General features: G+C 68.5%; 7 protein-coding genes and 1 pseudogene. 5 read left to right on the forward strand and 3 right to left on the reverse strand.

Annotated elements, in window-relative coordinates:
* The first annotated feature begins 109 nt into the window (after window positions 1-109).
* From SYNGFB01_RS09170 to SYNGFB01_RS09190, 5 genes and pseudogenes are all read left to right on the forward strand, one after another.
* Window positions 110-580 (forward strand): hypothetical protein, encoded by a 471-nt coding sequence (locus SYNGFB01_RS09170; protein ID WP_048017803.1) that lies wholly within the window; start codon window positions 110-112, stop codon window positions 578-580.
* Between the two features lie 223 nt (window positions 581-803).
* Entirely contained in the window at window positions 804-2,060 is a 1,257-nt protein-coding gene (locus SYNGFB01_RS14310; RefSeq protein ID WP_152669603.1) for a peptidylprolyl isomerase, read from the forward strand.
* Window positions 2,057-5,028, forward strand: a pseudogene (locus SYNGFB01_RS09180) (ABC transporter transmembrane domain-containing protein). Before SYNGFB01_RS14310 ends, SYNGFB01_RS09180 begins: the two are co-directional and overlap by 4 nt.
* Entirely contained in the window at window positions 5,028-6,191 is a 1,164-nt protein-coding gene (locus SYNGFB01_RS09185) for an HlyD family secretion protein (protein WP_048017804.1), read from the forward strand. The pseudogene SYNGFB01_RS09180 and the gene SYNGFB01_RS09185 overlap by 1 nt, the downstream one beginning before the upstream one ends.
* A 43-nt stretch (window positions 6,192-6,234) precedes the next feature.
* The gene (locus SYNGFB01_RS09190) at window positions 6,235-6,789 is read left to right on the forward strand and encodes an ecotin family protein (protein ID WP_082325969.1); all 555 of its coding nucleotides are present in this window, start codon (window positions 6,235-6,237) and stop codon (window positions 6,787-6,789) included.
* 61 nt (window positions 6,790-6,850) lie between these two features.
* On the opposite strand, the gene SYNGFB01_RS09195 is transcribed toward SYNGFB01_RS09190, so the two are convergent.
* From SYNGFB01_RS09195 to SYNGFB01_RS09205, 3 genes are all read right to left on the reverse strand, one after another.
* Window positions 6,851-7,087, reverse strand: coding sequence for a hypothetical protein (locus tag SYNGFB01_RS09195; RefSeq protein ID WP_152669604.1), 237 nt, complete (start codon window positions 7,085-7,087; stop codon window positions 6,851-6,853).
* A 115-nt stretch (window positions 7,088-7,202) separates the two neighbouring features.
* Complete coding sequence (locus SYNGFB01_RS09200) at window positions 7,203-7,649, reverse strand: type II toxin-antitoxin system VapC family toxin (RefSeq protein WP_161795882.1); 447 nt, start codon at window positions 7,647-7,649, stop codon at window positions 7,203-7,205.
* Complete coding sequence (locus SYNGFB01_RS09205) at window positions 7,633-7,893, reverse strand: hypothetical protein (RefSeq protein ID WP_048017806.1); 261 nt, start codon at window positions 7,891-7,893, stop codon at window positions 7,633-7,635. The genes SYNGFB01_RS09200 and SYNGFB01_RS09205 overlap by 17 nt, the downstream gene beginning before the upstream one ends.
* Window positions 7,894-8,046: the final 153 nt, after the last annotated feature.

The raw sequence follows: 8,046 nt of genomic DNA on the forward strand, positions 1-8,046 counted from the left end.
GGAGGGTGCTGACGCCATCGTCTGAGGCTGGCAGATGGCCCTGGCGCTGAGCGTCCGCCTGGCGCCGCCGCCCCCCGTAGGTCAGGGTGGGGTGTCTGACCGATTCTCCATGCGCATGCTTCCCCGCGGTGCTGCTTCCCTGCTGATCTTCAGTGCCCTCACCACGGCGGGCCCTGCTGTCGCCCAGACCTGTGAATTTCTGACGCCGGTGGGCGGCGACGGTGTCACCAAGATCGTCACCAAGACGATCAGCCCCGGCAAACCGTTGCCCTTCAGCCGCCCCAACTGGAACACCGACTTCTTCGTCACCAAGCCCTACAGCACCTACAAGCTCTTCTTCACCGCCGATTCCTCGGTGAGCGCCACCTATCCGATCGAGGCCTTCCTGAAGTTCAGCGACGGCTCCAACCTGCGCGTCTACAACGACAACTTCACCCCCACACCCGGCACCGGCGGTTCGATCACCGTGCCCACCACCCCGGGCAAGCTGGTCTCCCAGGTGAACATCAAGGTGGGCGCCACCGACAACATGGCGGCCACCGGTTTCACCTATCGCATCTCGGTGCAGGGTTGCCGCTGAGGGGTAGCCAGTGCCTGGGTCAGCACCAGCGGGGCCCGGCCCGCCAGGTGATGAACCCGGCAGGGTTGGTGGGTGGAGATCCCCCCAGGCTGGCAGCCTGCCCAAGACAAGGTGAACGACCTTCTGGAATGTGTGACACCATGTGGTCCTTACGTTCTCTTGCGGACCACGTGGATCACCAACGTGGCTCGGTCTCAGCCACAGGCCGCTGAACGCTGAACAGATGGGTTCCCCCGGCCTGCCTTCCGATTTGCCGCCCGCATCCCCGCCCGCCCCGCCTCGGCACGGGCTGCAGCGGCCGTTCCTGCGTCAGGGCCTGCTCAGCGAGGCGCTGGCAGCGGTGGAATTGAACGAGGAGGATCGCCAGCAGGCGCTGGCGGCGTTCATCCGGAACCGCAGCCTCGCCAGTAGGGAGGATCTGGAGCGCTATCGCCAGGAACAGCTGCTCACGCCGGAGGCCCTGGCGGAGCAGGTGGAGTTTCCTTTGCGGCTGCTCCGCCATTGCGAGGGGCTCTCCCGGCCGATGGTCGAGGCCCGTTCCCGGGCCCGCAAGTGCCAGCTCGAACGCTCGGTGAATCATCTTCTCGGGCTCAGCGATGCCGCCCTGGCCCGTGAGCTTTGCCTGCGCTTACTGGAAACGGAGGCCGACGTCGCCGACATCCGGATCCGGATGGGGGATGGGGAAGGAGCTGACAACCCTTTGCCTCTGCCCCTTGCTGCTCAGCAGATCGAAGACCGTGACCGGCCAGCCGACCTCCCAGTCGAAGCCCTGGCCGCCCTGGCGCGCTGCGGCCTCCTGCGACCGTTTCTGCGCCAGCGCCTGCTCGCAGAGGCGCTGGCGGCGGAGCAGCTCAGCCAGGAGGACCGCCAGCAGGCGCTGGCGGCATTCGCCCGGGAACGCAAGCTCAGCAGTGGCGAGGATCTGGAGCGCTATCGCCAGGAGCAGCTGCTCACGCCGGAGGCCCTGGCGGAGCAGGTGGAGCGGCCGCTGCGGCTTCGCCGTCACTGTGAGCGGCTCTACCGCCCCAAGGCGGAGGCCCGCTTTCTGGCCCGCAAGAATCAGCTCGACCGAGTGGTCTACAGCCTGTTGCGCCTCGGCGATGCCGGCCTGGCCCGCGAGCTCTACCTGCAGCTCCAGGAGGGGGAGGCCAACTTCGCCGATCTGGCTGCCGCACACGCGGAGGGTCCGGAGCGCAGCACCCGCGGCATCGTGGGGCCTGTGCCATTGAACCAGGCTCACCCGCTGCTGGTGGAGCGGCTGCGCACCGCTGCGCCTGGGGTGGTTCAGGAGCCGTTCCAGATCGAGCAGTGGTGGCTGGTCTTCCAGCTGGAATCGCTCACGCCGGCCAGCTTTGATGAGGCGATGGCCCAGCAGATGAGTCAGGAGCTGCTCGAGCAGTGGCTTGAGGCTGCGGTTGGGGAGAGGCTGCAGACGCTGCGGCCGCTGCTGCTGGCGGCCGATCCGGGTAGGACCCGATGAGCCGGACAGCCGGGTTGGACCCGCTCATCGGCCATCCGGCCTTTGCAGGTCTGAGCACGCCGGGCCTGGCGGCCCTGCGTGCCGGCAGCACGCTGCGTCATTTCCGCACCGGCCAGACCCTTTGCCATGGCGATCGGATTCCCAGTGAGATTCTGCTGCTGAGTGCCGGCATGGCCCGCTTGCTCTGCCGCGATCAGGGCCGGCTGGCCACCCTCGAGAAGCTCGGCCCCGGCAGCTTCGTGGGCCTGGCCTCGCTGCTGCGCGCCCAGGCCTGTGAGGAGGTGAGCGCGGCCGGCGAGCTGGAGGCGCTGGCGATNCCCGATCGGCTGGTGCTGGAGCTGCTGGCCAGCGAGCCCGGCTTTGCCGCCTGGTGCGCTCAGGAGCTGTTCAGCGCCGAGCTGGCGGCTCTGGTGCAACTGCTGGTGGCGGCCCATCCGCGCCAGCTGACCAGCCTGCGGGACTTGTTGGCGGAGGCCCGTCGCAGCGCCAGGCTTGTGGCGCCCAGCCGGGAGGCCCTGGCGGGACTGCCGCCAGGGCTGGCGCTGCTGGTGGCCAGCCACAACCTGCCCGAGCATCCACTGGGTTCGAGGCTGGATCCGGCCTCAGGTCCGCCCCGGGCCCGTCGGCCCCTGCCGGCGCGGCTGATTGCGATCGCCTCCGACTGGCTGGAGCCTGGCCTGAGTGCGGGGCCGGCCGATGTCCCGGCTGCGGAGGGAGGAGCGGCCGAGCACGCAGCCGATGGCGGGGCGGGGCTTGTGGTCCGGGGATCGGTGGGCGCCGTCGCGCCCCTGGCCTCGGCCCTGGATCTGGGCCAGCGCGATCGCGAGCCCTTCCGGTTGCTGCGCGGTGAGGGGCCACTGGAGGAAACGCTCGCCTGCTTCCAGATGCTGGCGCGCGAGCTGAAGCTGCCGTTCCGGCGCGATGCGATCGAGAAGATCCTGCGCGATGTGCTGCGCCGCGGCCAGACCCCCGACCTGCAGCTGTGCGGCCAGATCGCCGCGATGATGGGTCTGCACGTGAGCGGCGTGCGCGTGCAGGCCAGCCACGGCACCCGGCTGCAGGCGCCGGCCCTGATCGTGTGGAAGCAGAGCTTCGCGCTGGTGCGGGCGGCCAACGCCCGCGGACTGGAGGTGGCCTCGCCCCTCGACGGGCTGGTGCGGGTGGCGCCGGGTGACCTGGCCGAGGTGTTCCCGGATGGGATCGAGATGCTCCTGCTGGAGCGGCGCAACACCACGCCGGAGCAGCGCTTCGGCTTCGAGTGGTTCTGGCCGGCGCTGCGGCGCTATCGCGGCATCCTCTTCCAGGTGCTGCTGGCCTCGTTCGTGGTGCAGCTGTTCAGCCTGGCCAATCCGCTGCTGATCCAGGTGATCATCGACAAGGTGATCAGCCAGCGCAGCCTCGACACGCTGCAGGTGCTCGGCATCGCCCTGGTGGTGGTGACCCTGCTGGAGGGGGTGATCGGGAGTCTGCGCACCTTCCTGTTCACCGAAACCACCAACCGCATCGACCTGCGCCTGGGCTCGGAGGTGATCGATCACCTGCTGCGGCTGCCGCTCAACTATTTCGATCGGCGGCCGGTGGGAGAGCTGGGCACCCGCATCGCCGAGCTGGAGAAGATCCGCAACTTCCTCACCGGCCAGGCGCTCACCACCCTGCTGGATGCGGCCTTCTCGGTGATCTACGTGGTGGTGATGCTGCTCTACAGCTGGCTGCTCACGCTGATCGCCCTGGCGGTGCTGCCGATCCAGATCGCGCTCACGGTGGTGGGAGCGCCCCTGTTCCGCCGCCAGTACCGCGACGCGGCCCAGGAGAACGCCCGCACCCAGAGCCACCTTGTGGAGGTGCTCACCGGCATCCAGACGGTGAAGGCCCAGAACGTGGAGATGATCAGCCGCTGGAAGTGGCAGAGCCTCTACAACGGTTACATCGCCCGCAGCTTCGAGAAGACGGTCACCGGCACGGTGGTGAGCGAGACCTCGCAGGTGCTGCAGAAGCTCTCCCAGCTCCTGGTGCTCTGGGTNGGGGCAACCCTGGTGCTGCAGGGGGAGATGACCCTGGGCCAGCTGATCGCCTTCCGGATCATCGCCGGCTACGTGACCCAGCCGATGCTGAGGCTCTCCTCGATCTGGCAGAGCATCCAGGAGCTGAAGGTGAGCTTCGAGCGGCTGGCCGATGTGGTCGACACACCCGAGGAATCGGATGAGGCCGACAAGGCCAAGATCCCGCTGCCGCCGCTCGCCGGGGCGGTGCGCTTCGACGACGTGTGCTTCCGTTTCAGCCCGGGCGGCCCGCTGGTGCTCAACCACATCGATCTGACGATTCCCGCCGGCACCTTCGTGGGTGTGGTGGGCCAGAGCGGCAGCGGCAAGAGCACGCTGATGAAGCTGCTCTCGCGGCTGTATTCGCCCAGCAGCGGCCGGATCCTGATCGACGGCTACGACATCGACAAGGTTGAGCTCTATTCGCTGCGCCGCCAGATCGGCATCGTGCCCCAGGAGCCGCTGCTGTTCAGCGGCTCGGTGGCCGAGAACATCGCCCTCACCGATCCCGACGCCAGCAGTGAGGCGATCGTGGAGGCCGCCCGTCTGGCCTGCGCCCACGACTTCATCATGGAACTGCCGGGCGGCTACAGCGCCAGCGTGGGCGAGCGGGGCGCCAATCTCTCCGGCGGCCAGCGGCAGCGCCTGGCCCTGGCCCGCACCCTGCTGTCGCGGCCGCGGCTGCTGGTGCTCGACGAAGCCACCAGCGCCCTCGACTACGACACGGAGCGGCGCGTCTGCGACAACCTGCTCGACAACCTGCAGCACTGCACGGTGTTCTTCATCACGCACCGGCTGTCCACGATCCGGCGCGCCGATCGGATCGTGATGCTGCACGAGGGAGCCATGGTGGAGCAGGGCACGCACGACGCCTGATCGGGCAGCGGGGCCGCTACTACGCCCTCTATCGTCAGCAGGAGTCGGCCTGATGCCACGGTCCGCCAAGCCCGGAGCCCTCGTGCGCGCCGCCCAGTCGGCGATCGAGAGCCGCGTGGAGGCCAACCGCGAGGCGATGGGGCTGCAGCAGTCGCGCTTCCTGGCGCGCACGATCATCTGGGTGCTGATCGGCACCACCGGTGCGGCGGTGGCCTGGCTGGCGCTGGCCAAGACCGACGAGGTGGTGGTGGCGCCTGGCAAGCTCGAGCCGATCGGCAACGTGAAGACCGTGCAGATGCCTGTGGGCGGGGTGCTCGATCAGATCCTGGTGAAGGAGGGCGAGCGGGTGAAGGCCGGGCAGATCCTGCTGCGGCTCGACAATGAGGCCACCGTGGACCGCCAGGGCAGCATCCGAGCGGGAATCGCCGCCAAGCAGCAGCAGCTCCAGCTCAAGCAGCTGGAGCTGGAGCGCTATCTCAACCTCAACGACACCGAGCAGCAGGTGCTCGGCCGCAATGTGGGCCTCGAGCGGCAGATCCTCGAGCGATTGGAAGCGCTGCAGCGAGAAGGCGGCGTGGCCGAGCTGCAGTACCTGCAGCAGCGCAACAAGGTGCGTGATGTGGAGGGGCAGCTCGAGAAGGTGCAGGTGGATCGCCTCCGCCAGACAGCGATCCTGGAGCAGGCGATCCAGCAGCTCACCGGTGAACTGGCGGATCTGCGCAGCAGGCTCACCGAGCTGTCGGTGAACATCCGCTACCAGGACATCCGCTCGCCCGTGGACGGGCTGGTGTTCGACCTCAAGCCCAAGGGGCCGGGCTTCGTGGCCCAGACCAGCGAGCCGGTGATGAAGATCGTGCCCTTCGCCGATCTGCAGGCAAAGGTGGAGATCAGCAGCGCCGACATCGGCTTCGTGCGGCTGGGCAAGCCGGTGGACATCTCGATCGACTCCTTCCCGGCCACCGACTTCGGCGTGCTGCAGGGGCGGCTCAAGAGCATCGGCTCCGACGCGCTGCCGCCCGATGAGCTCAACAAGACCTACCGCTTCCCGGCGATCGTGAGCCTGGATTCGCAGCAGTTCAGGCTCAAGGGCGGCCAGAGGCTGCCGCTGCAGGTGGGCATGAGCCTCACCGCCAACATCAAGCTGCGCAAGGTCAGCTACCTGCAGTTGCTGCTGGGCAGCTTCCAGGACAAGACCGACGCCCTGCGGCGCATCTGAGCGTGCCAGGCTGCAGGTAGCTGCGGCGGAGCCGGTGCGGGTGATGGATCGGCTGAGGGCTCGCCTGGCGGGGTGGAGCTCGGGCCGCTTGCTGGCCCTGGGCTGGGCCGGATCGCTGGCCCTGCTGGCCTGCGCCCCGATGGTGCGGGCGGTGCCGCGGCTGGATCTCAAGCCTTACCCGGCCCCGGCGGCCGGCGAGGTGCGCTGGGTGATCCAGCTGCCGGGGGTGCTGCGGCCCAGCCCCGATCCGCTGCTCTCCCCCAGCCCGGCCGACTGGCGGGTGGAGCTGATCGTGGGGCGGGAGCTGGAGGTGGACTGCAACCGTGTGATGCTGAACGGCCGCATCCGCCGCGAGAGCCTGCCGGGCTGGGGCTACGCGATCTACCGGGTGAGCGGCGGTGAGCTGGGCCCCTCCACCCGCATGGCCTGCCCGCCGGAGCCGCCGCCGCGGCGCGCCTTCGTGCCGCTGGCCGGGCCGCCCACCGTGGTGCCCTACAACGCCAGCCTGCCGATCGTGATCTACGCCCCGAAGGATCTGCAGGTGCGCTGGCGGCTGTGGAAGGCCGAAACCCGCCAGCAGGAAGCGCGGCGGCAGTGAGCCTGGCCAGGCTGCTCGCCAGCCGGGCCTCGGCGCTGCGGGTGGCTGGACCGTTGCGGTCTCACGGCTGACGCAGTGCGCTGGGCTCTGCCGTGCGTGGAGCGGTGCTGGGGATCATGCTGCCGAACGTGGGCACGAGCAGGAGGGAGCGGGTGAGCCCTCCCTCCCAGAGCAGCACCAGCAGGAAGGTGAGTGGCGTGCCCAGCACCACACCTCGGATCACGCGATGCAGGTTGGGCGGTTGCCAATTCGGCATCACCGTGATTGCCTCCACCTCATCGCCAATGGGAGGAGTCAAGTGGATCTGCGAGAGAATTGGGTGAGTGGGTGAGGAGGCCATGAAAAATACTTTTCACTGCCTCGAAGTAACGAGCCGATCGACTACTGAATTGTGGGTAAGGCAGCTTCTCGGGCTACCGCAAACTTGGTAGGTCGGTGCGGCTGAAATCGTCGCCCACGAACAGCAGCGGCACCCGGAAGTGCCTGGCCAGGGCGTAGGAGAAGCAATCGCCGAAGTTGAGTCCGGCCGGGTGGCGGCCACGCCCGAAGCGCTGGAAGGCATCGGCAGCTGCATCCGCCAGCGCTTGATCCCAGGGAATGGTGAGAATCACCTGCTGCTCGAGGAACTGTTCCGCACGGTTGCGGCCCACCTCGCCGAGTTTCACCAGAGCCACCAGGAGGATTTCAGTGCGGGTGGGCGCCGCCACGGCGGGTTGCACCGCGGCGTGGAGCTGCTCCACGAGAGCGGCTGCCGGCGGTGCCCCCAGCAGAACGGCCAGCACGGCGCTGGTGTCGACCACCAGATCGATCACCCCTGCTGCTGCTGCGGCTGGGGGGGAGGGATCAGGAGCAGAGGCCATCGCTGTCGTAGCCGAGGATCGCATCGGCGCTGCGTGGATCGAGCTGCGGCAGGGTCCACACCTCGTTCTGGAGCCAGGCGAGGGTTTCGGCCACGCTGGGTCTGGCTGGAGGCATCGGGGCGGGCAGGCCGGCCTCAATGGCGAGGATCGCCTCCTGATTCATGGATCGTCTGTGAGCCGAGGCCACGGCTTTGAGGCGCCGGACCAGGGCATCGGGGACGCCGCGCAGCACGAGGGTGTTCATGACCGCAGCCATCAAGCCTCGATGCTAGCAATCCGCTAGCACTGCTGAGCTGTGGCGGCTGCTCAGTGAGCTGCCATCAGCGCACGCCGAGCCACTTGTGGCTCTGCAGGCTGAGCCGCCAGGCGGGGTGGGTGCGCACGTAGTGGAGGGCGA

The organism is Synechococcus sp. GFB01 (assembly GCF_001039265.1).
GTDB lineage: Bacteria > Cyanobacteriota > Cyanobacteriia > PCC-6307 > Cyanobiaceae > NIES-981.

Bases quoted from the DNA above. Each gene is read 5' to 3' on its own strand.
- SYNGFB01_RS09170 (WP_048017803.1), top strand. From the start codon at position 110: ATGCGCATGCTTCCCCGCGGTGCTGCTTCCCTGCTGATCTTCAGTGCC.
- SYNGFB01_RS14310 (WP_152669603.1), top strand. From the start codon at position 804: ATGGGTTCCCCCGGCCTGCCTTCCGATTTGCCGCCCGCATCCCCGCCC.
- SYNGFB01_RS09185 (WP_048017804.1), top strand. From the start codon at position 5,028: ATGCCACGGTCCGCCAAGCCCGGAGCCCTCGTGCGCGCCGCCCAGTCG.
- SYNGFB01_RS09190 (WP_082325969.1), top strand. From the start codon at position 6,235: ATGGATCGGCTGAGGGCTCGCCTGGCGGGGTGGAGCTCGGGCCGCTTG.
- SYNGFB01_RS09200 (WP_161795882.1), bottom strand. From the start codon at position 7,649: ATGGCCTCTGCTCCTGATCCCTCCCCCCCAGCCGCAGCAGCAGCAGGG.
- SYNGFB01_RS09205 (WP_048017806.1), bottom strand. From the start codon at position 7,893: ATGAACACCCTCGTGCTGCGCGGCGTCCCCGATGCCCTGGTCCGGCGC.